The sequence below is a fragment of the Mesorhizobium sp. M1328 genome (assembly GCF_040318075.1).
In the GTDB taxonomy this organism is placed as follows: domain Bacteria; phylum Pseudomonadota; class Alphaproteobacteria; order Rhizobiales; family Rhizobiaceae; genus Mesorhizobium.
In genome coordinates this window covers 52,699-77,452 of the sequence record NZ_JAMYLO010000011.1, presented here as the reverse complement: position 1 = coordinate 77,452, position 24,754 = coordinate 52,699, and the positions used below count along the sequence as shown (strand labels likewise).

Annotated in this window: 24 protein-coding genes and 3 pseudogenes; 6 read left to right on the top strand and 21 right to left on the bottom strand. The window is 62.6% G+C overall.

All coding sequences use genetic code 11. From position 1 onward, the window contains the following. Window positions 1-115 precede the first annotated feature (115 nt). A complete protein-coding gene (locus NKH23_RS19870; protein WP_352718808.1) occupies window positions 116-805 on the top strand; it encodes a haloacid dehalogenase type II in 690 nt (229 codons plus the stop codon). Between the two features lie 153 nt (window positions 806-958). Here the strand turns inward: NKH23_RS19870 and NKH23_RS19865 are convergent, their stop codons facing one another. The 5 genes from NKH23_RS19865 to argE form a co-directional block, all read right to left on the bottom strand. Further along, window positions 959-2,434: an NAD-dependent succinate-semialdehyde dehydrogenase gene (locus NKH23_RS19865; RefSeq protein ID WP_352718807.1), complete on the bottom strand. Its 1,476-nt coding sequence runs from the start codon at window positions 2,432-2,434 to the stop codon at window positions 959-961. 18 nt (window positions 2,435-2,452) lie between these two features. Beyond that, a complete protein-coding gene (locus NKH23_RS19860) occupies window positions 2,453-3,496 on the bottom strand; it encodes a tartrate dehydrogenase (protein WP_352978097.1) in 1,044 nt (347 codons plus the stop codon). Window positions 3,497-3,669: 173 nt separating this feature from the next. Beyond that, a complete protein-coding gene (locus tag NKH23_RS19855; protein WP_352718805.1) occupies window positions 3,670-4,026 on the bottom strand; it encodes a cupin domain-containing protein in 357 nt (118 codons plus the stop codon). Window positions 4,027-4,040: 14 nt separating this feature from the next. After that, window positions 4,041-4,964 carry a 2-hydroxyacid dehydrogenase gene (locus tag NKH23_RS19850; RefSeq protein WP_353035211.1) on the bottom strand — a complete coding sequence of 308 codons (924 nt, stop codon included), beginning with the start codon at window positions 4,962-4,964 and terminating at the stop codon, window positions 4,041-4,043. Between the two features lie 17 nt (window positions 4,965-4,981). Further along, complete coding sequence (gene argE, locus NKH23_RS19845; protein ID WP_352718804.1) at window positions 4,982-6,106, bottom strand: acetylornithine deacetylase; 1,125 nt, start codon at window positions 6,104-6,106, stop codon at window positions 4,982-4,984. Between the two features lie 239 nt (window positions 6,107-6,345). On the opposite strand from argE, the gene NKH23_RS19840 reads away from it, so the two are divergent. Further along, window positions 6,346-7,227 (top strand): GNAT family N-acetyltransferase, encoded by an 882-nt coding sequence (locus NKH23_RS19840; RefSeq protein ID WP_352718803.1) that lies wholly within the window; start codon window positions 6,346-6,348, stop codon window positions 7,225-7,227. 89 nt (window positions 7,228-7,316) lie between these two features. Here NKH23_RS19840 and NKH23_RS19835 read toward each other — a convergent pair whose 3' ends face one another. The 3 genes from NKH23_RS19835 to NKH23_RS19825 are packed head-to-tail and all read right to left on the bottom strand — an operon-like array spanning window position 7,317 to window position 10,328. Next, window positions 7,317-8,156, bottom strand: coding sequence for an ABC transporter ATP-binding protein (locus tag NKH23_RS19835; protein WP_352718802.1), 840 nt, complete (start codon window positions 8,154-8,156; stop codon window positions 7,317-7,319). Beyond that, window positions 8,150-9,229: a FecCD family ABC transporter permease gene (locus NKH23_RS19830; protein ID WP_352718801.1), complete on the bottom strand. Its 1,080-nt coding sequence runs from the start codon at window positions 9,227-9,229 to the stop codon at window positions 8,150-8,152. The genes NKH23_RS19835 and NKH23_RS19830 overlap by 7 nt, the downstream gene beginning before the upstream one ends. Continuing rightward, window positions 9,219-10,328, bottom strand: coding sequence for an ABC transporter substrate-binding protein (locus NKH23_RS19825; protein WP_352718898.1), 1,110 nt, complete (start codon window positions 10,326-10,328; stop codon window positions 9,219-9,221). The genes NKH23_RS19830 and NKH23_RS19825 overlap by 11 nt, the downstream gene beginning before the upstream one ends. A 143-nt stretch (window positions 10,329-10,471) precedes the next feature. Here NKH23_RS19825 and NKH23_RS19820 point away from each other — a divergent pair, with 143 nt between their 5' ends. After that, window positions 10,472-11,263, top strand: a complete 792-nt coding sequence (locus NKH23_RS19820) for a class I SAM-dependent methyltransferase (RefSeq protein ID WP_352718800.1) — start codon at window positions 10,472-10,474, stop codon at window positions 11,261-11,263. 158 nt (window positions 11,264-11,421) lie between these two features. On the opposite strand, the pseudogene NKH23_RS19815 reads toward NKH23_RS19820, so the two are convergent. The 4 genes and pseudogenes from NKH23_RS19815 to NKH23_RS19800 all read right to left on the bottom strand — a co-directional run bounded on the left by NKH23_RS19815 (window position 11,422) and on the right by NKH23_RS19800 (window position 14,689). After that, a pseudogene (locus NKH23_RS19815) lies at window positions 11,422-11,820 on the bottom strand (type II toxin-antitoxin system VapC family toxin). Continuing rightward, window positions 11,817-12,083, bottom strand: coding sequence for an AbrB/MazE/SpoVT family DNA-binding domain-containing protein (locus NKH23_RS19810; protein WP_352718798.1), 267 nt, complete (start codon window positions 12,081-12,083; stop codon window positions 11,817-11,819). The pseudogene NKH23_RS19815 and the gene NKH23_RS19810 overlap by 4 nt, the downstream one beginning before the upstream one ends. Before the next feature lie 768 nt (window positions 12,084-12,851). Beyond that, window positions 12,852-13,973: an S-adenosylmethionine:tRNA ribosyltransferase-isomerase gene (locus NKH23_RS19805; RefSeq protein WP_353035208.1), complete on the bottom strand. Its 1,122-nt coding sequence runs from the start codon at window positions 13,971-13,973 to the stop codon at window positions 12,852-12,854. Continuing rightward, window positions 13,970-14,689, bottom strand: coding sequence for an SDR family NAD(P)-dependent oxidoreductase (locus NKH23_RS19800; RefSeq protein WP_352913540.1), 720 nt, complete (start codon window positions 14,687-14,689; stop codon window positions 13,970-13,972). The genes NKH23_RS19805 and NKH23_RS19800 overlap by 4 nt, the downstream gene beginning before the upstream one ends. Before the next feature lie 313 nt (window positions 14,690-15,002). On the opposite strand from NKH23_RS19800, the pseudogene NKH23_RS19795 reads away from it, so the two are divergent. From NKH23_RS19795 to NKH23_RS19785, 3 genes and pseudogenes are all read left to right on the top strand, one after another. Further along, window positions 15,003-15,212, top strand: a pseudogene (locus NKH23_RS19795) (LacI family transcriptional regulator); the annotation flags it as partial. A gap of 79 nt (window positions 15,213-15,291) precedes the next feature. Then, window positions 15,292-15,507, top strand: coding sequence for a cyclic nucleotide-binding protein (locus NKH23_RS19790; protein WP_352913538.1), 216 nt, complete (start codon window positions 15,292-15,294; stop codon window positions 15,505-15,507). Window positions 15,508-15,533: 26 nt separating this feature from the next. Then, window positions 15,534-15,683 (top strand): hypothetical protein, encoded by a 150-nt coding sequence (locus NKH23_RS19785; RefSeq protein WP_352464145.1) that lies wholly within the window; start codon window positions 15,534-15,536, stop codon window positions 15,681-15,683. A 179-nt stretch (window positions 15,684-15,862) separates the two neighbouring features. On the opposite strand, the pseudogene NKH23_RS34655 reads toward NKH23_RS19785, so the two are convergent. The 9 genes and pseudogenes from NKH23_RS34655 to NKH23_RS19745 all read right to left on the bottom strand — a co-directional run. Continuing rightward, window positions 15,863-16,000 (bottom strand): annotated as a pseudogene (locus NKH23_RS34655) (integrase); the annotation flags it as partial. A gap of 162 nt (window positions 16,001-16,162) precedes the next feature. Continuing rightward, window positions 16,163-17,908, bottom strand: a complete 1,746-nt coding sequence (locus NKH23_RS19780; RefSeq protein WP_352913536.1) for an adenylate/guanylate cyclase domain-containing protein — start codon at window positions 17,906-17,908, stop codon at window positions 16,163-16,165. 614 nt (window positions 17,909-18,522) lie between these two features. Next, the gene (locus NKH23_RS19775; RefSeq protein WP_502908401.1) at window positions 18,523-18,741 is read right to left on the bottom strand and encodes a hypothetical protein; all 219 of its coding nucleotides are present in this window, start codon (window positions 18,739-18,741) and stop codon (window positions 18,523-18,525) included. A gap of 70 nt (window positions 18,742-18,811) precedes the next feature. Continuing rightward, window positions 18,812-19,240, bottom strand: coding sequence for an SgcJ/EcaC family oxidoreductase (locus NKH23_RS19770; protein ID WP_353035206.1), 429 nt, complete (start codon window positions 19,238-19,240; stop codon window positions 18,812-18,814). A gap of 888 nt (window positions 19,241-20,128) precedes the next feature. Then, the gene (locus tag NKH23_RS19765) at window positions 20,129-21,187 is read right to left on the bottom strand and encodes an adenylate/guanylate cyclase domain-containing protein (RefSeq protein ID WP_352913533.1); all 1,059 of its coding nucleotides are present in this window, start codon (window positions 21,185-21,187) and stop codon (window positions 20,129-20,131) included. Window positions 21,188-21,391: 204 nt separating this feature from the next. Then, entirely contained in the window at window positions 21,392-21,847 is a 456-nt protein-coding gene (locus tag NKH23_RS19760) for an SRPBCC family protein (RefSeq protein ID WP_352464137.1), read from the bottom strand. A gap of 456 nt (window positions 21,848-22,303) precedes the next feature. Beyond that, entirely contained in the window at window positions 22,304-23,020 is a 717-nt protein-coding gene (locus NKH23_RS19755) for an ABC transporter ATP-binding protein (protein WP_352913532.1), read from the bottom strand. Continuing rightward, the gene (locus tag NKH23_RS19750) at window positions 23,017-23,763 is read right to left on the bottom strand and encodes an ABC transporter ATP-binding protein (RefSeq protein ID WP_352913530.1); all 747 of its coding nucleotides are present in this window, start codon (window positions 23,761-23,763) and stop codon (window positions 23,017-23,019) included. The genes NKH23_RS19755 and NKH23_RS19750 overlap by 4 nt, the downstream gene beginning before the upstream one ends. Beyond that, window positions 23,760-24,746, bottom strand: coding sequence for a branched-chain amino acid ABC transporter permease (locus NKH23_RS19745; protein WP_352913528.1), 987 nt, complete (start codon window positions 24,744-24,746; stop codon window positions 23,760-23,762). Before NKH23_RS19745 ends, NKH23_RS19750 begins: the two co-directional genes overlap by 4 nt. Between the last annotated feature and the right edge of the window lie 8 nt (window positions 24,747-24,754).

The window sequence follows — 24,754 nt, the reverse complement described above, 5'->3', positions numbered from 1 at the left end:
CAAAACAATCTGCTTCAGGGCGCATCGAATGCGGCGACTAGTCTTCTCCGGCCCTCATTATGATCCTTGCTGTTAAAGGCACGCAGTGCCGACAGGATTGGAAGGATCGACGCTCATGACCCAGTTCAGACCGAAATACATCACCTTCGACTGCTACGGTACACTGACCAACTTCGACATGGCCGGCGCGGCGAGACGCGTATACGGCGCGCAGCTCTCCCCAGCTGGGATGGCGCAGTTCATCAAGGATTTCTCGGCCTATCGCCTCGATGAGGTCCTTGGCGCCTGGAAGCCGTACAGCGAGGTCGTGCACAATTCCGTGGAACGAACCTGCAAGCGCAACGGCGTCGCATTCCGGCCCGAGGATGCCCAGCGCATCTATGCGGAAGTGCCGACATGGGGTCCGCACCCGGATGTTCCGGCGGGCCTGGCCAAGGTCGCCAAGGAGATTCCGCTGGTGATCCTGTCGAACTCCATGAAGAGCCTGATCATGTCGAACGTGGAGAAACTCGGCGCACCGTTCCACATGGTCATCACGGCGGAGGAGACCGGTGCCTACAAGCCTTTGATGAAGGGCTTCGAATATATGTTCGAGAAGCTCGGCTGCGGCCCGGAGGACATTACGCACGTGTCGTCCTCATTTCGCTATGATCTCATGACCGCCTATGATCTCGGTATCAAGAGCAAGGTCTGGGTGAACCGCGGCCACGAGCCTGCGAACCCCTTCTACGAATATACCGAAATCAAGGATATCGGCGGTCTGGCCGGCGCCGTCGGACTGGAGCCCGTTCGGGAATTCGCCTGAACGTCTGTTTGCTGGCGCAGTCGCGCCCGAGCGAGGCGCTCCCAAACGTTAATAGTCAATGGTTGCAATAGAGAAAGGGGCGGTTTTCACCGTCCCTTTCTTGTTGTTCCAACGCTTTAGGGCTGCAAGTGTTGCCACCTGCTTGCAAGATAACTAATTAAGCCCGCCAACATGAAGCGTCTTGACCTCGAGATATTCCTCGATGCCGAGCTGCGATCCTTCGCGCCCGACTCCAGAGTGCTTGACACCGCCGAAAGGGGCAACCTCGGTCGAGATCATGCCTGTGTTGAGCCCGACCATACCGAACTCCAGCGCCTCGGCAACACGCCACGACCGCTTGAGATTGTCGGTGTAGAAGTAGGCGGCAAGGCCGAACGGCGTACCGTTTGCGATCGCGATGGCCTCTTCCTCCGTCTCGAAGCGAAAAAGCGGCGCCACCGGACCGAACGTCTCTTCCGATGCCAGGAGCATCTCGGTAGTAGCCTCTCCCAGCACGACGGGCCGTGCATATTGCTTGCCCTCCGGCATCGTCTCGCTTTGGGCGATGACCCGCGCACCTTTCGCCTGTGCATCCGCGATGTGACGCTCGATCTTGTCGATCGCGGCCGCGTTGATCATCGGGCCGATCTCAGTGCCCTCGTCGGTCCCTGCGCCAACCTTCATCCGCGTGACGCGCTGGCTCAGCTTTTCGGCGAAAGCATCGTAAACGCCCTGCTGCACGAGAATCCGGTTCGCGCAGACGCAGGTTTGACCGCCATTGCGGAACTTGGATGCGATCACCCCTTCAACTGCCCTATCCAGATCGGCGTCGTCAAAGACGATAAAGGGCGCGTTGCCGCCAAGCTCCAGGCTCAGCCGCTTGATGCTATCGGCCGCGCCGCGCATGAGCAGCGCACCGACGGGGGTCGAACCGGTGAACGAGATCTTGCGCACCGTCTCGTTGGCCATCAGTTCGTTGCCGATTTCGATGGGCATGCCGGTCACAATGTTGATCACGCCGGCAGGAATACCTGCCCGTTCCGCCAGAACGCCGAGCGCCAGCGCCGAGAATGGCGTAAATTCCGACGGCTTGATGACAACCGTACAACCTGCGGCCAGCGCCGGTGCTACTTTGCGCGTGATCATCGCGTTGGGGAAATTCCACGGCGTGATGATGGCGCAGACCCCGACGGGCTCTTTCAGCACCAGAATGCGGCGATCGGCAGTGGGTGACGGAATGGTCGAGCCACCGATCCGGCGCGCCTCCTCCGCAAACCATTTCACAAAAGATGCGCCGTAGCGGATTTCCGCCACCGCCTCGGCAAGCGGCTTGCCTTGTTCCAGCGTCAGCAGGAGCGCAAGATCCTGTTCGTGCTGGCGGATGAGGTCGTGCCAGCGCTCCAGAAATCCTGCACGGTCGGCATGGGTCCTCTTCTTCCAGCCTTTGAATGCCCCAGCCGCAGCGTCGATTGCGGCTCTCGTCTCGTTCTCCCTCATTTCGGGAACTGTGCCGAGAACACTTTGGCTGGCAGGGTCAACGACATCGACCACGCCCTTCGTTTCCGCATCGCACCAGACACCGCCAATCAGCGCCTGCTGGCGGAAAAGGTCGGAATCGTTGAACATGCCAATCTTCGTCATCGCATTCATGGTCTTTCCTCTGCTCTTTCAGCTTAATCCTGCCAGCACGGCCTGCGTGATTGTTTCAGTCCTGTCCTTGCCTGCGATCGTGCCAATCCCCCGCGCGGTTGCGGACTCGATTGCCGACATCACTTCTGCCGCAGCATGCCCCTCGCCCAGATGCTCGAGCATCATCGCACCGGACCAGATCGCTGCGATCGGATTGGCGGTGCCGAGATGCGCGATGTCGGGCGCCGAACCATGGACCGGCTCGAACATGGAAGGCGCGCTGCGATCGGGATTGATATTGGCGGAGGCGGCGTAACCCAGCCCGCCCTGAATGGCCGCTCCAATATCCGTGAGGATGTCGCCGAAAAGGTTCGATGCGACGATTACGTCGAGGCTTTCCGGCGCCAGGACCATACGGGCGGCAATGGCGTCGATGTGGTACTGCGAGACCTCCACATCGGCATAGTCTTTCGCCAACTCGCGCGTGACCTCATCCCAGAAAACCATGGAGTGTTTCTGCGCGTTGGATTTGGTGACAGATGCCAGCTTCTTGCGGCGGGCCCGCGCCTGTTCGAAACCGAAACGGATGATCCGTTCGACACCCGTACGCGTGAAGATCGCAGTCTCAACCGCGACCTCATCGGCCGTGCCGGAATGAACGCGCCCACCGGCGCCGGAATATTCGCCTTCCGTATTCTCGCGGATGCACAGGATGTCGAAACCATCGGAGCGGAGGGGCCCCTGAACGCCCGGCAGCAGCCGGTGCGGTCGTATGTTGGCGTACTGCGTGAACGATTTCCGGATCGGCAGGAGCAGTCCATGAAGCGATACTGAGTCGGGCACTTCCGCGGACCAGCCCACAGCGCCGAGATAGATCGCATCGAATTTTCGAAGTGTCTCGATGCCGTCTAACGGCATCATTGCACCGGTCTCCACATAGTAGGCGCACGACCACGGGAATCTTGTGCCATCAAGGGCGAAACCGCCCCGCTTAGCCGCCGCCTGCAGCACCTGCCATGCCGCCTGCGTCACGTCCTTGCCGATGCCGTCGCCGGGGATGAGCGCTATCTTGTAGGTCTTCATTGATGGGGGTCCTCATTCGCACTAGCGTCATCGGAACAATAATGGACCGCCCGCCGCATTTTCCGTCGAGGATGAGCCGCCCGACGGCGTCGAATCGCGTCAGGCGGAACCTGGAAAGCCGATTGTTCTGGAGCCGCCGCGGGCGCTATTCGGCCCGACCTTGAGCACTGAACTCAGTCGTAAACGCAGACGTAGATCTTGCGCACGGTCTCGATAGTGCGCCAGACGCCGACGAAACCGGGCTTCATCACGAAACTGTCGCCGGCGCGGTAGGTCTTGGTCTCACCGCCCTTCTCCTCGATTTGGACGAGACCCGAAACGATGTGGCAGAACTCGTAGATAGTGCCCTTGATCGAGTGCGTCTCGCCGGGCGTCGCCTCCCAGACACCGGTGAGCACCCTTTCTTCCTTCGAGGAATCCTGCGCCCAGGTCTTAAAGGATGGATTGCCGGAAATGAGCCGCTCCGGAGCCGGTAATGCCTCCTTCGGCGCGAAGTCTGGAACTGTGTCGATCGTGATCAGAAGTGACATGTGATGTTTCCTGGTTAGTAGCCGAGTGTCCGATCGACGAGGCCGATCAATTCTTCTCCGGCGCGGTGGCGCCGGATATTGTCCACGACGGATTGTGCCGCCGTATGCGGTTGCGTCACCGAGGCGATGTGCGGCGTTATCATCACCTTCGGATGCGACCACAGCGGATGGTCTTGCGGGAGCGGTTCTGGATCGGTGACATCAAGCATCGCCGCAGATACGTGACCGGTGTCGAGCGCGTCGATCAGCGCGGCCTGGTCCAGTTGCGGACCCCTGCCGACATGCAGCAGCTGCGCCCCGACGGGCAGTAAGTCGAAGAACTCTGCATCGAGCATGCCGTGCGTTTGTTCCGTGAGCGGGAGCAGGCAGACAAGAATATCCGTTTGCTTCAGAAAGCCCGCGAGTTGGTCCGTGCCGTGAAAACAGGCGACGCCCTCTATGCGCCTTTCGCTGCGGCTCCACCCGGCAACCGGAAACTGGAACGGTTCCAAGCGCTCGATAGCTGCGCGGGCCAGCATGCCAAGGCCGAGAAAGCCAACCCGGCGTTCGGCCGCCTGTCGAGCGGCAATCGGTTGCCAGAGGCATCTTTTCTGCTGCTCGAGATAGGCGGGCATCTCCCGGTGGAGCGCCAACACGCCGAGCGCGACGTATTCCTGCATCATGCGTATGATGCCGTCCTCGACCATGCGCACCAGCTTCACATGGCTTGGCACCACGTCCTGCTTGAACTGGTCGACGCCCGCCCCGATGGAAAACAGCACTTCCAGATTGCGGTAGCGCGAGATCTCGTCCGGCACCGTCCAGGTGATGAGATAGCGCACCTTCTCCGGCTCCATCTCGTCTCCTGAATGGAAGAATTCCAGATCCGGGAGCTGGCGCGCGAAGATCTCGCGGAAGACCGCAGCACGCGCGGTATCGGAATTGAAAAGAAACGCCAAGGTGACCGCCCCTTCCTTCAGGCCGCAAAACGCGCGCCGAGACCGTGGATCATCTTCCAGCAAGCGGCGAGTTCACCAATATCGATATATTCGTCGGCACGATGAGCACGGCCGATCTCGCCAGGGCCGCAAATGATCGCGTCAATGCCGGCCTGCTGGTAAAGGCCTGCCTCTGTGCCGTAACTGACGGCTGTCAGCGGCTCCTGCCCCGTCAGCTCCGTCAGAATGGCCGCTAGCTCGCTCCCGTTGGCGGGCGCAAGGGCGGGATAGGTGCTCAGTTCGTGCCACGCCACATCGAAGCCGCTGTCTCGCAGGGCGAAAAGCCGGGCCTTGACCGGCTCAAGCAGGGAGGCTGGAGAAACGCCGGGCACGGCACGCGCCTCGATATCGGCTGTGCAGTGGCCAGCGATGATGTTGACCGCCTGTCCACCGGCGATGACGCCCACCTGCAAGGAAGAATACGGGGGCTCGAAATTGTCATCGAGCGGCCCGTCGGCGAGGGATCGGCCGTAGGCCACGGCATGCGTAATGACGCCGGCCATGGCATGCACGGCATTGAGTCCGAGATCGGGGCGTGACGAATGGCCTGATCGCCCGATCACCTCGAGTCGCGCGGCGGCCTTCCCCTTGTGCGCGCGCACAGGCTGCATCCGGCTCGGCTCGCCGACAATCGCGCCAAGCGGCCTCTCGCATAAGCTCGGCAACGCGGCTAGGAGATGCGGCACACCACGGCACCCCGCCTCTTCGTCATAGGAGAATGCGAGATGAACTGGCTGCCGCAGGTTCATCGCCGCAAGTCCTGGGAGCGCGGCCAATGCGCAGGCGAGGAAGCCCTTCATGTCGGTGGTGCCGCGGCCGTATAGCCTGCCGCCCTCGCGGCGCAGGACGAACGGGTCCGAGCTCCATTCCGGCTCGCCGGCCGGCACGACATCCATATGTCCCGAGATGATGTAGCCCCGACCCTGGCGCGGGCCGATCGTGAGGAAAAGGTTGGACCGGTCGCCCTCGGGACCGGGTAGGACCGTCACCTCGGCTCCGGCTGCCTGACAGTAGTCGCGGATCCAATCGACGATCGCGCCGTTTGGCGTGCCCACAACAGAGGGAAATCCAATCAGCGTCGCGAGGATTTCTTCCACGTTCATGGCGGTCCGCTCTGCTTGCACACTATCACCGGGTGCAACCAGCCTATCCGCAGGCGGCAGTGTTCCCTGCCGAATTGCGTCGTGCTTTAGCCGAAGATTGCGAAAAAGCACCTCGAACCAGCGAAACCTGCTGGCTTTCCCGTATAATGCTGCGGCAAAAGAGGCATGTCGCGATATGGTGATCGATGACAGGATCAACACCGGGTGCCTTGCGCATTCGTTGAAGGAGCGGATCGACTGTGACGCAGAGATCAGTACGCCTGAAATCCTTCGAACTGGTCGCGCGGGACATTGATGATGTCGACGTCAAGCTACTGCACGCGCTGTCGATCTCAGTCCGCTGGCCTCATCGGCCAAAGGATTGGGACTTTCTGCGCCGTGCCGGCCGCGGCATTGTTGCCGTTGATGGTATTGGACGCGTTTTCGGCAGTGCGATGTGGTTTCCCCACGGAGACGATTTCGCCACAATCGGCGTAGTGATCACAACGCCCCGCACGCAAGCGCAAGGCGGCGGCCGATGGCTCATGGACTTGGTGCTCGAGCAGTGCGGCGATCGCAACTTGGCACTCAATGCTACCCATGCTGCCTATCCTCTTTATGTCTCACTCGGCTTCGCGACCGAGGCGATCGTATACATGCGCCAGGGGGAGGTCCCACAGACGCTCCCAACAATGCCGGCCCTGGATGGTCAATTGCAGGCGTTACCGAGCGACAGGCTGAATGAGATCACGGCGCTGGATACGCGCGCGTTTGGGACGAACCGCGAGAGGCTGCTCGCGTTGCTCGCGGCCGATGCCTCAATCTGCACTTTGAGCCGCGGCGGCGAGATCGTCGGCTATTCCATGTGTCGCGAGTTCGGACGTGGTCACGTGATCGGCCCCATGGTCGCGCGCAACGATCTTGATGCGGTCCATCTCACAGCCGTGCATCTGAAGGAACTGGCAGGACGGTTCGCCCGCGTCGACACCCGCGAGAAGGATGGCGTGTTTGCCGCGTTTCTCCAGCAGTGCGGCCTCGGCATTGCCGAGACCGTTACGACCATGTCCAAAGGGCGCCGCTTCCTGAACCGAGAAGGCAATGGGCCTTGGGTCTATGGATTGGCCGGCCATGCCTTGAGTTGAATGCAAGCACGCTGTCGCCTTCAACCAGCCGTCAGAGGATCAGGTCGATCAGTGCGCGGCGTCGATCAACCGGCATAATGCGGTTGCCGTCACACGGCCGGAACGGCTGCCGCTTCGAATCTGCTCCTAATCCCGGATTCGGTTTCCGCTGCCGCCATAATGACCGTCCGACGCCCATCCGCCACGCCGTCCACGATGACGTGGCCGATGCCGCGCGAGCACGGCTCGATGCGGGCGTTGAGGTGATAAATGTCCCGCAGCAGATTGGATGTGATGACGGCCGGCGATGGCCCGCATGCGACCAGCCGGCCGTCCGCGATGACCATTGTCTGATCGCTGAAGCGCAGGGCGTGATTGAGGTCGTGCAGGGCGATCAGCACGACCATGCCTCGCGCCTGAGCAAGTCCCCGCATGAGGCCGAGCACTTCCACCTGCCGCGACAGATCGAGTGCTGATGTCGGTTCATCCATCAGCAGGATCTCAGGCTCGCGCACCAGCGTTTGTGCCAGGCTGGCGAGTTGCCGCTGGCCCCCGGAAAGCTCGCCAATGTTGCGGAAAGCGATGTCGGCGATGCCGAGCGCCGCTAGCGTCTCGTCGATGCGAGCCAGATCATCGTCGCCCACAGACCAGCCCATACCCTGCTTACGGGCGAGCAACACTGACTCATAGACGGTGAGCACCGCGTTGGCGGACGTTTCCTGTGGCATGTAGCAGATGCCGCTCTTCCCGCGAATGGCCCCCTCGACATGCATTGCTCCCGGACCGTGCAGGAGGCCGGCGATGCGCCTGAAGAGCGTCGACTTCCCGGCGGCATTCGGACCGATCACGGCCACGATGTCTCCGCCCTCGAACGCAGGCGTCGTCACATCCCGAAGCCGGAGGCTCGTGCCGTAGCGCGCGCCGAGCGCCTCGAGCCGGATCGTCACCATGAGCGCCTCGTGCTGGACAGGATGAGCGAGATGAAGAACGGGATGCCGATCAGCGAGGTGACGATGCCGATCGGGAAGACCGTCCCCGGGATAAGCGACTTGCTGACGACCGAGCTAGCCGACAGGATGAGCGCGCCCGCAAGGGCCGAGGCGGGCAGGAAGAAGCGTTGGTCCTCGCCGATGACCATGCGCGCGATGTGCGGGCCCACGAGGCCGATAAAACCTATGGTGCCGACGAAGGCGACGGGAATGGCGGCGAGGAGGCTCACCAGGATGAGCGTCTCGAGCCGCAGGCGACCGACTTTGACGCCGAAGCTGGCCGCCTTGTCCTCACCGAGCCTCAACGCCGTCAGCGCCCAAACGCGACGGGCGAAAACGGGTAAGACTGCGAGGAGAATGAAGGTAGTGACTGCAAGCTTGGGCCAGGTGGCCTTGGTGAGGCTGCCCATTGTCCAGAAGACGACCGCCGCCAGCGCTTCCGCCGACGCGAAAAACTGGACGAGCGCGAGCAGCGCGTTGAAGGTGAAAACCAGCGCGATGCCGAGCAGCACGATGGTCTCCGCGCTGACGCCGCGCTTTACGCTCAGCACGTGAATGAGGAAGGCCGCCAGCATCGCCATCACGAAGGCGTTGATCGGCACTACATATCCGACTGCGGCGGGGAGAAGCCTCACCCCGAAGGCAAGTGCAAGCGCGGCGCCGAAGCTCGCGGCGGCGGATATGCCGAGCGTGAAGGGGCTCGCCAGTGGGTTGTTGAGAATGGTCTGCATCTGCGCGCCGGCCACGGCGAGCGCTGCCCCGACGACAATGGCCATCAGGGCTACCGGCATGCGGATGTCCCAGAGCACCACGCGCACCTGCGGCGGCACCGTGTCGGGGAACACAAGTGCCCGCACGACCTCGCCAAGTCCGTAGCGGGCGGGACCGACTGCAAGGTCGACGCACAGGCTGAAGAGCAGGGCAGCGCCGAGGCCGGCAAGGATCAACTGCCGCCGCCAGACGAGAGCGCGGTAACGCCCCCGTCCATTGGTGCTGTCGAGCGCGGTGCTGACGGCCGTCGATTCAATCGACATCGGTCAGCGAGACCCAGTGGCCGGGTCTGTATGCGACGGGCAGGAATTTCTCGTGCAACTCCCTGAAGGTCGCCTCGGGATCGAGATCGGCGAAAAGATCCGGATGCAGCCACTTCGCCATCTGCTGGATGGCCACGAACTGATAAGGGCTGTTGTAGAACTGATGCCAGATGGCATGCACCGCGCCATCCTCGACGGCCTTCACGCCGGTCAGCGCCGGCCGCTCGGTCAGCGCCTTCAGCTTGCGCAGCGCCTCTGCCTGATCACGGCCGGGCCCGACGCCGACCCAGGCACCGCCCGGCACATAGGCTTCCCACCATCCGCCGGTGACGATGATCTGATCCGGGTCGGATGCGATGATCTGTTCGGGATTGAGCGTGCCGAACGTGCCGGGGATGATGTCCTTGGCGATGTTGTCGCCGCCTGCCATCTCGACGAATTTGCCGAAATTGTCGTCGCCGAAGCTCATGCAGCAGTCGTCGGAATAGCCGCCGGCGCGTTCGATGAGGACCTTGGGCCTTTGCGGCTTGGCCTTCTCGATGACATCGGTAACGCGCGCGATCTCGGCGGCGCGCCAGGTGATGAATTCCTCGGCGCGCTCCTCCTTGCCGAACAACTTGCCAAACAGGCGCATGCTGGGTTCGGTGTTGGTGAAGGGGCGCTCGCGGAAATCGACATAGACCAACGGAATGCCGGCGGCGGCGAGCTTCTCGATATACTTGCCGTCTTCCGTAGCCTGCTTCGACTCGATATTCATCAGGATGACGTCGGGCTTGAGCGAGACGGCCTGCTCGACGTCGAAAGTACCGTCCTTGAAGCCGCCAAAAGTCGGGATCTCCGCCATCCTGGGGAATTTTTCCAGATAGGCGGCGTAATTGTCCGGATCCGCTTGGCTGAAATCCTCGCGCCAGCCAGCGATGCGCTTGAACGGATCCTCGGTGTCGAGCGCCGCGACGAGATAGACCTGCCGGCCCTCACCCAGGATTACCTTCTCGACCGGGACGTTCACCTCGACCTGGCGGCCCGTGATGTCAGTCACTGCAACCATTTCGGCCCTGGCGGCCAGGGTCATCGACAGGGCGACTATAGCGGCCGCCATCGTCCCTGCTGGGATCTTTCCGAAACTCATCGCGCCCTCTCTTGAAGTGGATTAGCCAGAGGTGGCTTATAAAAGATGACTTCAATTCTCAAGAAATATCTTTTAGAGCCATTCCAGACTGGTGCGACGACAAGGGGTCTGGAATGGCGGGGGAGCCCAATTATTCGCTGCGGGACGAGATACGCGACTATTGGTCGACGCGCGCCGGAACATTCGACCTTTCGGTGGGGCATGAAATCTTCTCACAGCGGGAACGCCTGGCCTGGCACAGGCTGATACTCAAGCACTTGGGGCCTGGGGATGGGCGTCGCGCGCTCGATCTCGCTTGCGGCACCGGGGTTCTATCCCATCTCATGCACGACCTGGGTTATGCCGTGACCGGGCTCGATTGGTCAGAGGCCATGCTTGCCCGCGCGCGTGCAAAGGCGACGCAGAGGGAAAGCGGCATGCGGTTTCTGATCGGCGACGCCGAGCGCACCCTTGAAAAAGGAAAAAGTTACGACGTCCTCGTCACCCGTCATCTCGTCTGGACGTTGGTGGATCCGCGAGCGGCGTTCGCCGAATGGTTCTCGCTGCTCAAGCCTGGCGGACGGCTGCTGATCATTGATGGTGATTTCGTCAGTAAGACCTGGGTAACCTCTCTGCGACAAGTCCTGGAAAGGGCCATTGGCCGGACAGGCGAGCCGGTCCACGGACTGGATCAGGCGATGGCGGACCGCCATCGCAGCATCCTGTCGCGGCTGCACTTTTCGCACGGCGCCAAAGCGGACGAGGTTTGCGCGCTTCTCGTGGAGGCTGGCTTCGAGATACCGGTGGTCGACACCCGGCTCGGCGCGATTCATCGCGCGCAGGCACGGCACATGAACTTCCTCAGGGCGCTGGAACGCTCGACGCAGCATCGCTACGCGATCTGCGCGACCAAGTCGGCCTCGTAGTTGGGAAATTTCTAACGATTTCCACAACCCATCTATCGGCGATTATCGGCTCTCACCGCGCCATTCTTGATCTGACATCCGAACCGCAGACTGAATCCGATTGCTCGCAGCAGCCTCTAAAGACGGACAGCACAGGGCGAAAGACCACCGCGGAAACGTTAGAAAAGAAGCTGTACGGATTGTCCCTGCGCCGAAAGCAGTTTGACGGCCTTCCGATTAAACGAGACGAAAGTCTCCCCGCCAAGCCAGCCGCCTTCAAAAGCGATCACGCCGTCCGCGAAATCGCCGCCGGCATCGAGGACTGACAGCCCTGCCTCAACTGCGGGCCGGTTGACTACAACATTCGCGGTGTTCAGCAACGCCCGGATCGCCGCGGCAATATTTTCGCGCTCTGTCTGGTATTGCCGGGCCAGAACCCAGGCGAACTCGCACAAGGCCTGCAAGCTCACGGCCACGATGTCCGCTTTGGCCAGCAGGTCGACCGCAATGGCTGCCTACCCCTCATCATCGGCGACATAGGCGCGCAGAAGCACATTCGTGTCGGCCGTAACCCTCATTCCTTGCCGGACCCGGCCGCGGCGCCCGCTTCCGCTATCGCCTCGTTGATCTCCTCGATGCTGAGCGCCCGGCCGTTCGTCTTGCCTCTGAGGAAGCCGTGGAGGTCCCGGAACGACCCCTTCGCGCGTGCCGCCTTCAATTCTGCCCGACCGTCGGGCAGCAGATCAAGCTCGATCTTCTCGCCCGGCTTGATGCCCAGATGTTGCAGCACGTCCTTGCGGAACGTTACCTGTCCCCTTGTCGTCACTGTCAACGTTGTCATATCAAACATTCCCGTTCATCGCGTGCCAGCGTCCCTCGCCAAAGGGCCGATACGCATGACGGAGAGGTATGCATAACCACTCCCAAGGAAATAGAAAAATTCGAGTTGCCTCATCCGCTGTCTCCTCGACACTGTCTGGAGCCCGGGCGTTCAGCCGATCGTCGACACCACCACTACGTGCCAGCTGCCCTTACCAAGACTTCACGCGTCGCCTCCCAGTTTCCTGGTCGTCATGGCGCATCGAAGGCATCCTGCCCAAACATCAGGGTAGTAGCTGAGTTCCTGTATTGCGCAAGCGAGATCTCTGTCTTCGTTCTGTGAAAAGGCTTGCCGAATTGCTTCCCAACCACGCAACGTTACAGTGGAAGAGACGATCCACCTGGCATCTTCAGCCTAGGCTGAAGCACAAGCTGCTGCCTTGAGCCGGTTCACGAGCTGCAAGGTATTCTCTCGTGATTGGGGCAAGGTCTAAGCTAAAGCCAACTATGGCCTCCTGCCTCTCGGCGCACACTTTCGCCCAACGTTGGAGCGTAGGCAATATTGTATTAGCGTCAATTTGAATACCGCCATCGTCGGTCCCGGCTCAGCCCCGCGCGGCGAATAGGCAGTGGTGGCGATCACCGCTGGGCGGCGCAGGGCGCGGGCCTATCCGCGTCTCAGCCGCAGCTCGCGCGTGACTCCCGGCGACGAAATTCGAACTCCGGACCCTAGAGTCGAAGTTACTGGTGTCAAAAATAGTTGTTTTAGATGAATTACTTAATCAAAATGTCATTTTCGAAAGGCTGGAAAACCAAGATCATCGGATCGCCTAGAGTTGAGGCTTCCTTTTGCGCGCTTCGGTCGTTTCTGTTCGCGCGATCGATCCAACCGTTGGCGATTGAGCAGCATGGAATCGCCGAATTCATGCGTGCGGTATCGGTGCTCGGCGAAGGCTGCGGAGGCCTTGGCGAGCAGAGCATCGTCGGCAAAGGCGCGCAGGAGCTCGAAATGGCTTTCGCCAGACTGGTGGACGCCTGTTAGAATCGCATCGACCGCGCGAAGTGGCGTGCCCAGCGCGATGCGCCCCGTCGCAATGCCATTTCCGGCACGCACATTGCCGTCGGGGTTGGCAGCTGCCTCAAGCGCGCGCACCACGCTCGTGCCGATTGCGATGATGCGGCTTCCGCGGAGCTTCGCCCGCGCGACCTGCGCCGCCGTGCGCTCGGGAATGCGGTACGGCTCGTCGAGAGGGAGGCGCAAGTCGAGAGCGGGGTCCCCGGTGGAAGACACGCCCGCGGCATGCGTGAGTGTTGCGAAGCCCACGTCTCGCCGACGCCAGGCCTGGAGCGTGCGCCAGTTGAGTGCGAAGCCTGCCGATGGCGCCTCGAACGCCACCGGCCCGGCGGCAATCTTCGTCCAGACATTCCAAAGTGCCAACGGTTCGCGAACATGCGCATATTGGATCGGCCGGCCGTGCTGCGCCAGTCCTGCAAGCACCGCTGCGCGGTCGCCTGGGAAGCGCAACTCGAGAAGGCGAGGATGGTCGAGAAGGCACTCTATGACGGCTTCAAGCCGGCCGAGCCGGAGGTGATCGCCTGGTGATAGCGGGGGCGGAGGCAGCCGATTTTCCGTGCGCATTCGGTGATCGCCCGCGCCGAAGGCAATCGCCAGGAAGTTGGTTGGGTCGGGAAATGTCAGCCAGCCTGCCAGGCGGATCTCGATCGCCTCGTCGCTGGGAAGGTGCGTGCCGCGCAAGCTGGCAGGCAAGGTCGCGGCGTCATTGGCGATGACCAGATCGCCGGCATCGAACAGTATCGCGAGTTCAGTGCGCGACAGGTCGCGCGTCGCGCCGTCCGCCTCCACGACGAGCAGCCTGGCGGCGCGCCGATCCGGACGGTCGGCGGCAATCATCCGCGTGTCTCGGCGAGAAGTGTTGCGCCGGCCGGCAACGTATCGAGCATTTTTTCGATGATCTCGGCAGCAGCCAGGTCGGGACGCTTCAATGTCGACGGATCGGCGTTAGGAAGCGCCAGCGCGTGCAGCGGGGTGTCCATATCGCCGGGATCGAGCGCGAGGAGCCGGATGCCGTCGGCCTTCGCCTCCTCGTCCCAAATCGCCGTCAGGTGAGCAAGAGCGGCCTTGCTCGCACCATACGCGCCCCAGCCGGGATAAGCGTTCACCGCCGCGTCGCTGGAGATGTTGATCACCAGCGCGCCACGGCCCTCGCGCGCGGACGCGGCAAGTGCACCGAACAGTGCTTTCGTCAGCCGGAACGCGCCGACGAGGTTGACCGCGAGCGCTTTTTCCAGCTCTTCGCACTCGGTATCGGCAAGGAGCGCCAGTGGAACGGGCCCGAGGCTCGACGCATTGTTGATCAGAACGTCGAGCCCGCCTAGGCTCGCGGTGACCTGCAACGCGATCGGGTAGATGTCCTTTTTGCCGACGTCGCCGACGATGCCATGTGCGCCCGTCTCGTCAGCGATGCGTTCGACGTTCGCGGCAGTGCGGGCAACGAAGGCGACGAACGCACCCTCTCTGGCAAGCTGCCGGACAAGCGCCAGTCCTAGGCCGGACGTGCCGCCGGTGACTGCTACACGAAGTCCCTGAAGATCAATGTTGGTCAGCATTGACGATACTCCTTCAATCCATACAACCCATTGGTACAAGCTGAAGTTAACTTGAGGTCAAGCATTCATTCCGTGGATCGATGCGACCAGACTCACGTATCGCGGCGCACCTTCGCCTTGTCGGCCAGCGGGCTGATCGCATGCGAGCGGGCCGGAACGGGCGCAAGCGCAGCCGGATCGTGCCGAGCCGGATCGCCTTATCGTCTTGACGCCGCGTATTGGCTGTCGATCGAGGCATTGGCTCCGAGTTCGCCGTGATTATCGGGCCGGTGAAGGAAGCGTATCGCCGTGCAAGCGCCATCGGGTTGCGGCGGCGGAAACAATTCTCAACCTCGCCGAACGCCACCAGTACACTACCAATCTGCAGGCGCGGGGCTTGGGAGGCTCGCGATCGGGCCTGGTCGGACTGATGTTGCCCATCCACGACAATCGTTACTTCTCCGCCATGGCGCAGACTTTTGAGGGACATGTGCGCAGCCGGGGCCAATGCCCGGTCGTGGTCAGTGCCAGCCGCGACCAGGAGAGGAACGGCGGACGCGGAGACGTTTTCTCGATGACGGCGGCTTCGCCGGCTGACCAAGGCCCGCCGGCTGCACATGATCATGATCTGGACCGAGACGATCGGCTTCCTCGGAAGCTTCTCCACCGTTCTCACCTACTCAATGAAAGCCATGCTGTGGCTGCACATCACGGCGGTGCTGAGCTGTTTGTGCTTTGCCTATGGCGCCCTCATCGGCAGCTTATCCCTGAGCCTGTTGGAACTGATTCTGCTGCCGATCAATGCCTGGCGCCTGTTCGAACTTTTCCATCAAACTTAGCCGGGCCGAATTCAGGGGGCCTGAAAATGCCAACACCGCATCTCTGGCTGCTGCTCCGGTCGGCGCTTTCCTTCTGGGTGCTCGGCCGGATCTGGCTTGTGATCGCCGTTAGCGTGCGCTTTCAGGAAGTGGCAGAGCTCGTCGCAACGGCCGAGACGAGGCGCAAACTCGCCTAGCGCCTCAACGCCGCATAGTTCCGCTTTTGATGGGCGACAGTGGACCGGCGGCTTTCGGGATGACCATCTTCCCTGCCGAACAGCTGTGATGCGGCGCACTGCTGAAATCCAGCCCCGTAACTGACCGCTGGCTTTTCAGAACATGATGGCCTCTCGGCGAAGTCGAGAGGCCGTCGTGATCAGATCTCGGTTCCCTCGGCGAGTGTGAGCGCGTCCCCGATCTCGACATCCGGATGGCGAACCGTATTCTCGATCTCGGTGTGCCCAAGCAGGATCTGAACCGCCCGGAGGTTGCCTGTTGCCTTATAAGAAGCGGATCGAAACCGGAAGTTCGACGCGAATTCAACAGAGAGCTCGCCGGCTGTTCACGGCTGCTCTACGCGCTCAGTCCTAAGACAAGCCGCCAGAGAACTGGCCTTCCAGAAGCGACGCGGGTCAAGGGAACGTCGCCTCGCCGGGCATCTTTGCAACCGCGACGATCACTCTGGCACGCCGGAGATGCCCAGCGCCTCGACGTAACGCTCGGCGAACACCTCGTCCAGCCACGGGTTGATCTGTCTCTGCAGGGTGAGCGTGTAGGTCGGGAATGCCTTCATAAGCCGCCGCGCCGCCGCCTGCGCCTCGTCCAGCCGGTTGAGTTTGACCAGCGCCATGATCACCACCCGGTGCGAGGAGCCGTAGTTCGGCATCTCGTGCAGCGCGCGTTCTCCCCATGCCAGCGCTTCCTCGTAGCGCTCGAGCATCAGGTAGCTCATCCCGATGCCGGAGAGCGCGATGCCCTTCTCGGGGTCGACCGGGCTCAGCCGCATTGCCCTGTGAAAGTGCTCGATGGCGACGAGCGGGCGGCTGGAATGTGCGTTCACCCAGCCGCTGCCCGTATGGCCCTGCGCCGAATTGGGGTTGAGCAGCAGGGATCGCTCGATCGTGCGCAACGCCATCTCGTAGTCCTTCGCGCTGTAGGCGATCACCTGCGCGGCGAAGCGCAGGGTCGTGGGATCGTCGCGCGCTTCCGCCAGTACCTCTCGCGCCATGCGCGCGGCGACTCGGATATCGTCGGGCTCGTGCCAGCACTGGCTCACGGATAGGCTGCGGATATAGGCGCCGAGTGCCTTCGCCAAGTTGAAGCCAGGGTCGATGCTGAGCGCCTCGTTGGTGAGCCGGCGCACGTCGGCAAAGCCTTCGCGCGTCATGCTGTAGAAGCGCGGCAGCGCGCGAAGGTAGAGGTCGTAGGCGCTGATGTACTCGGTCGGCTTCATGCGCGCCTGCTTGATCTCCTCCAGCCGGATGCTCGGTTCGACTGCGCCGACGACGCTCTCGGTCACCTTGTCCTGCAGGTCGAAGATGTCGCTCACGTCGCCCTCGAAGCGGTTGGTCCAGACATGATGTCCGCTGATCGCGTCCACCAACTGTCCACTGATGCGCACCCGCGATCCTGCTCTGCGGATGCTGCCTTCTAGCACGTAGCGGACGCCCAGCTCGCGCCCGACCTGGCGCAGGTCCACCGCCCGGCCCTTGTAGGTGAAGGACGAGTTGCGGGCGATGACGAAGAAGGAGTTCACCCGGCTCAATCCCGTGATGATGTCCTCCACCAGCCCGTCGGCGAAGTATTCCTGGTCGGGGTCGCCGCTCATGTTGGTGAAAGGCAGAACCGCGATCGAGGGTTTCTCGGGCAAGGGAGGCGGTGCAGCCACCGAGGCGCTGGCGTCGGTCTCGACGCGGTAGGCGCGCACGGGCCGCTCGATGTTCTTGAGGCGCAGGTTGCCGAGCGGCGTGAAGCCGCAATCGAGCTTGCCCTGAAGGTGGTCGTAGGCGGTGCCCGAGACGACCACGGTGCCGGGATCGGCGATGCTTTCGAGTCGGGCGGCGATGTTGACCCCGTCACCGTAGAGGTCGCCGTCCTCCTCGCAGACCACGTCGCCGAGATTGACGCCGATGCGCAAGCGAATCCGCTCTTCCTCGGACCTCTCCGCCTCGTGTTCTGCCAGGGCCTGCTGGATCGCCATCGCCGAGGTCACCGCGTTAACGACGCTCGCGAACTCGCACAGCATCCCGTCGCCGGTGAGCTTGACAATCCGACCCTGGTGCTCAGTGACCAGCGGTTCGAGGAGGTCCTTGCGGTACATCTTCAGCCGCTCGAGCGTGCCGCGCTCGTCGCGCTCCGTCAGGCGCGAATAACCGACCACGTCGCAAGCCAGGATCGCTGCGAGGTGGCGCTGCGTGGTCATTGCACCGGCAAGCCAAGCGCCTGCACGGGGGCCGCCCCGCGTCCGGGTCCTGCCAACTTCCTGACGCCCCACGTGCATCGTATCCATCTTTCCCAGTCGCTGGCCGTTGCCGATACAGAACGGAGAACGCAGCTTGACCTTGCCTTCACGAGATTTCGCTATCCGGCTTGCGAGGCGTGGAGCGTTCCAGTCGCCGCGCCTACGCAGACTCTGGAGACGTTGACACGTCACTCCCAGAAGGCCGGAGATATTTCCTGTCCTGTGTAACCGGTTGACGCCACCGTGGCGGTGCTTTTGTCACGGCGATGTAACAGCGAGATGCCCTACGAGCGCGCGCATCAGCCATTACACCAGACGTTTGCGCTTAGAGGTGCTGAGGTCGGCAGGTGGTGCGAGCGCGACCTTCAGCATGGTCAGCTGCGATGTCTGCTTTTGGGCGAAAGCAAAATCCGCCTCTGCGGCCGATATTGAAGCGCAAAACTGCCGTTCACTTCGTGATAGATGTAGGCCGGCTTCAATTCAGAACCGACCTCGGCCAAAGGCTACCTTTGAGCCAAGACGACCTTAGTTGCATGTGATTGGGCAAACAGGCCGACTTCCTCAGTCAGCTATTGTCAAGCCGCTCGGGTTTTCATGTCTTCGCCGCTCACCATTTTGGTCACGGCGGGGAAATCGAGCTTGCCTGAGCTGAGGACAGGCACTTTCGCAACGACGCGCACCTCGGGCGGTACCCTCAGGTCCATGGCGCCATGGGCCTTGGCGAAGACCAGGAATTCGGCACGCGTCGCGCTGACGGCCTCGGTGATGAGGATCAAAGCAGTCGAATTCGGCATTCCGACACGCATACGTATTGGTGGTCAGACTCGCTGGTGGACGCCCTGTTCCGCCTCCGGTTGGCGCGAGCTAGCCTTTCGAGCCGGCTGGGGCGATTGCGCCTGGAACAATATCCGTGTTCTGAGCCACCTTGATTCGCCATCCCGACTGCCCTTCTTGGGCAATCAGAAGCAATATGCCTTTCCTAACCCCGGCCGGGGAGCCGTTAGGAGCAAATGCTCCTGTTAGGGTCCAAGTGTAATGAACAGCAGCAAGCCCCGGAGCCAATTCCACAACCGACGAGATATCGCCTTCTAATCGGCTATCCCGAAACATGGTGTCATGGGTGGCTCGGTGCGCCGCTTCGATCTCGGATCGGTTCTTCCACCAAACACCTACCACGTTAACGAAATTAGCATCGGAAACGAACAGAGACGCAAACTCATCCATGTCATGCCGGTTCCAAGCGTTCGCAAAAGCGGTAGCGACATGCTCGGGCTTACCAGACGTCACGCTCATGACCCACGTCTCCTGCGTACCTCCGCTAAGCATATAGGAGCCGGGACCGGATGCGACACGGCAAAGGTCAAATTTCAAACTGACGCACTACCGGCAGCGGAGGAATTGCGACATCCAATGTGGGATCCTGTTACGATCCCCTATGGCCATCCGAATAGTGGTTATCCTGGCGCTTCTTTCCGCCTTCGCCTACGGATTCGCAAAACTCGTTGAACGTTATGGCGGCGTTGGCGATCAGCCTTCTCCATGTGAGGAAGGCTCAACCCTTGATTGCCCAGACCGCAATGCGCCGCCACCTTAAACCTGAGCCTAAGCATTCGAGCGTGCTTGGAATAGGAAGTCGCGTTCGCGCCAATCAAGCGGAAGACCAAAGTCTGCACGGCAGAAGGGCGAATTGATGACTATCATCGTGACTTGATAGCATTGCCGCACCTTGCCCGAGGACGGTGTCTTCGCGCCATTCCATGCACATGCCATGGGTCGCAGTTGCGCCACAAATGCTCAGGGCGCCAGTCCGGCCTTCCCCCCAAGCGACGATCATGGCGTCGAGGCGCTGCAGGCTGATGGATGTTGTCTGGTCGGTCATCTTTGATGAAACCGTACCGGATGAAGACGCCGAAGGGGGCGGAAGCCGACTGAGAGCCCGCCAATTTCGTCTAAGTTCATGTCCGCCGTTTGCAAGTAAAAATGCGAAAAGCCACTACGATGCAAGGACTTAGCTTGCGTTCTTGAGCCTTCGACCTTTTCTCTAGCACGCGGCAGTAGCCCGGAGCAGTGGGTCTGAGTGCCCCTATTCTGCTCCTAGTTTTTGACGTTCGGAGACGACTAGATGGCCAAAATCAAGCTAACGAAATCTGCGGTTGACGCCGCCGCCCCGCAGGACCGCGATTACGCATCCGGCAGGGTGAAGACGGTGCAGGGCGCCGCGATGCCGCGCAGCACGTGTTCGCCCAGCGGCACCAGCGGTGTGGTGGTCTCGGCGGCGACCGCGCCCGAGATCAGCACCGAGCGGCCGAGCGGCCGGCATAGCCCCTCCAGCCGGCTGACCAGGTTGACCGCGGGGCCGATGGCGGTGAAATCCAGCCGGTCGACGGCGCCGATATTGCCCCACAGCATCTCGCCGAGATGCAGCGCCGCGCCGAACGGCAGCCGCGGCAGGCCCTGCGCCTGCCGCCCCGCATCGAGATGGGCCATGCCGGCGCGGGCGGCGACGACGGCGCGCAGCGCCGCCTCGCAGGCCTCGGCCGGCGCAGCGGTGACCGGGAAAATCGCCAGCACGCCGTCGCCGATGAATTTCAGCACTTCGCCCCCGAAGGCGTGCACCGCACCGGCGACGCGGTCGAACCAGGCGTCGAGCGCGGCGATCACCGCCGCGGGCTCGGTTGCCTCGGACAGGGCGGTGAAGCCGCGCAGGTCGGCATAGAGCAGCGCGGCGTGAATGGTTTCTCCGGTGCCGCGGCGCAGGGCACCGCCCTGCACCCGGGCGGCACTGCGCCGGCCGAGATAAGCCTCGAGCAGCGCTGTCAGCGCCGCCCGCGCCGCAAGTGCGGCAAGGGGCGCCGCGGCGAAGCGCGCGGCCTGGCGCAGCCGGGCAGCCTCGGCGGGGCCGAACGGCCGGGTTCCGGCCCAGCCCAGCACCGGACTATCCGGCGCCCGGCCAACCGGGCCCTCCTGCACCGGGCCGAGCTCCGCCAGCCAGTCGCGCCCGGCCTGGCCGAGCGGACCGCCGGCGAAGCCCAGCGCCTCGATCACTGCCCCGGTCTCCGCCCGCCAAAGCCAGGTGCGGCGGGTGATGATGGGATGCGGCACCGCGAGCGTCAGCGCGCCGCCGGCCAGCGGCAGGCCGTCGGCCAGAAGTCGGCCGCCGAGCTCGGCCAGAAACCGGTCGGGGGCGGCCGAGGCGCCGGCCTCGTCCACCAGCCAGGCGAGAGGCGCGGGCAGATCCATGGTGCGATTATGCGGCCACCGCGCCCGGCCTGTCATCCGCGCCGTGACGATGCGCAGCCGGCCCGCCGATCTATCCTCCCCCCGCCCCCCGGCGCTGGTACGGTCCGATCCTCGATGGCGCCGGGTTCGACACGCCCTGCGAGCCGGCGTCCGCCGTCAAATTGCAACGGGCTCACGGGCGGCGATATCGAGCGCGGAAGGCCGTCACCCCCTGCCCGTGTGGCCGTATTTGGGATCCGGGCCGGGATCACGCCCGGCTGCAACCTCGCCCAGCCTGCCGAGGTAATGAGCCCAGCCCTCCGCATGGCCGGCGCATTGCTCGGCATTGGGCAGGCCGGTGTGGGTCAGGCGCAGCAGCGTTCCGTCCGGCTGCTCGATCAGATCGATCTCGACCAGGCTCGATCCCGGCGGCACCTCATCGCTCTCTTCCCAGCCGAAGCTGTATGCCAGACGGTGCACCGGCACCACCTCCCGGAAGGAGCCGCGAGCGACGCGAGCCCCGGTAACATTGACGAGATAGAGCCCGCCGGGCTGCGGCTCGAGCTGCGCCTCCGTTCCCATCCAGCGCAGGATCTTCTCCGGATCGGTCAGGAGGGCAAACAGCGCAGCGGGGGGCGCCGGGATGTGTGTCTCGCGGCGGACGACGAGGGCCTCTTGCATCGGCCTCCTCCATAGTTGCGACAGTTGGAGCAATTGTAAACCATTTGGCTGCTCGTGCGATAGAATAGGATCGGACATCGACACTGGAGTGACAAGTGTGGCGAGATTCCCATGGCCACTCGCCAAGGAGCCGGTCCGTCTTGGCAATCCTGCCGGTGCCTTCGGCGAAGCGCCGGGCCGGTGATCTGAACATTCCCTTTTTCGGCGAGATCTTCGGCAAACGAACGGCGGGAGTTGGATATGAGACCGGAAATGTTGCTCGACACAAAGGGTCTCGCCAAGTCGGCCATAGGCGAGTGTTCAGGTTCTGAGCAGCAGGCTTGAACTTCTGTACGACAACCGATCTCAGCCTGATCATTCTCCCAATTGACTGCCGAAAATGACCGCCTTCCTACAATTAGCCGCCAAGCCACATTTGGCACTTGCAAACTCGCGCTGGGGTGTCGACCGCTTCTCTCACGCTCCCCCCATATAGATTTCCATGATCTGCCGGTCGTCGCGCACGTCCCGACGCGTCCCCTCGAAGCGCTTTTCGCCGGCCGCCAGGATGTAAAGCTTGTCCGCAATCGGCATCGCCTCGCGGATGTTCTGCTCCACCATCACAATGCCGATGCCGTGCGCGGTGAGGGTGGTAATGCGTTCGAGCGTCTCGATGACCATGGCCGGCGACAATCCGGCGGAAGGCTCGTCCAGCAGAATGAAGCGCGGTTCCGAAACCAGCGCCCGCGCCAGCGCAAGCATTGCCTGCTCGCCGCCCGAAAGCGAACCGGCCGCGGTACGGCGCCGCCGTGCCAAAGAGGGATATTGCTCGATCAGCGCCTCGATGCGCTGTTCGACTATCCGCCGGTCCGCGATGGCGTAGCCACCCATGCGCAAATTCTCCGTCACTGTCAGGCGCGGAAACACACCGCCGCCCTGCGGCATCAACACCAGCCCCTGGCGCACCACTTCATGGACGGCAAGGTTGGAGAGTGTTGATTCGCCCAGGCTCGCCGTGCCGCTCCACACCGGCAGCGCGCCGACAATGGCTTTGAGTAGGGTCGACTTGCCACTGCCGTTCGGCCCGAAGATGCAGGTAATCTTGCCAGCTTCCGCGCTCAGCGAGACGCCATGGACGATCTCCTGCTTGCCGTAGCCGGTAACGATGTTGTCGGTGGTGAGCGTGGTGCTCATTGCGGCCGCCCCAGATAGGTCTGCATAACCTCCGAATTGCGAACGATGTCGTTGAAAGGCCCTGTGGCCACGACACGGCCCGCATCCATGACGATTATGCGGTCGCACACGTTCCGCACCATTTCCATGTCGTGCTCGATGACCAGGACGGTGGTGCCGCGCTCGCGCAGCCGCGCGATGGCATCCACGATGATCCTGCGGATGCTGGGATGCACGCCCGCCGTCACCTCGTCGAGCAGAATGAGCGAGGCCTGGCGCATCACAACGCGCCCGAACTCCAGCAGTTTCTGCTGGCCGCCCGAAAGATCGGATGCGCGGTTGTCTGCGACATGCTCCAGCTTGAGCAGCGCCAGCGTATCGGCCGCCCGTTCGCGCGCGCCCTGCCAGTGGCCCTCGGCCGCAGCCGCCAGCAGGTTTTCGGTGACGCTCATATTGTCGAACATGGCCGGAATCTGGAAGGTGCGAGCAAGCCCCAGCCGCGCGATCGCGTGAGCCTTTCGGCCGCCGATTTCGTGACCGTCGAAGCGGATCTGGCCACGATCCGGCGTCACCGTGCCCGATATTAGGTTGAACAGAGTCGACTTGCCAGACCCGTTAGGTCCGATCAGGCCGGCGATCTCGCGCCGACCGACGTCAAGGGAGACACCGTTGACGGCCTTGATGCCGCCGAAATGGCAGTGGAGTTCGCGCACGACGAGAATAGGCTTGCCGGTGCCAGCCGTTTTGCCCTCGGCGGCGCTCAACTGGGCCGTCCCGGGCCGCCGCCGACAAGATTGCCGACCGCCTTGTCCAGCACGGCGCCAGACTTGGCCACGCGCCTCGAAAACAGGCCGGCGATGCCGTTTGGCAGGAACAGCACCACCAGCACGATGGCCGCGCCCAATATGGCGATATAGAAGGCGGTGTCACCCCAGTACATCCAGATGATGCGGTTTACGACAAAGAGCGCCACAGCGCCCAATGCCGGCCCCCACAGGCTGCCCAGCCCGCCCAGCAGCACCATCACCACCATCTGATCGGTGATGTCGCCGCCGAAGACGCTTTTCGGATTGATGAACGTGACCCAGTAGGCGAAGATCGCGCCGAATACCGAGGCGGTGACGGCACTGAGCACGAAGGTCTGCAGCTTGACCAGCGAAGTGTTGATACCGATAGCCTCGGCCGCCGGCTCATGATCGCGCAGCGCCTTGACCTTCAGCCCGAAACGCGAGCGCTCGAACAGCGCCCACGTAATGAGATAGGTGAGCGCAGCCGCGCCGAACATGGCGAAGTAGAAGAAGCGCTCGTCAAGAAAGGGCGGCAGCCCAATGCCGCCGATGCCGCCGGTGAAGTCCATCACCGAGGCGAACTGTATGAGCACCTCGGCGAAGGCCCAGGTGGCTATGGCGAAATAGGCGCCGCGCAGGCGCAGCGTCGGCGCGCCGATGATGATGGCAAACAGCGCCGTCACCACGATACCGGCCGGGAGGGTGGCGAAGAAGGGCCAGGCGAGCCTGTCGCCCATCAGCAGCGCCGTAACATAGGCGCCGAGCCCGAAGAAGGCCGAATGGCCGAAATTGATGTAGCCGGCATAGCCGCCGAGCATGTTCCAAGAGCAGGCCAGCCCCGCCCACATCAGCGCGCCAGTGGCAATGCGCAGCCAGTAGTTGTTGACCAGCATCGGCAGCAGCGCCAGCACAACGATCACGGCGATCAGCAGGAGGAGGCCGGCCCAGCTTGGCTTCATGTCCCGCC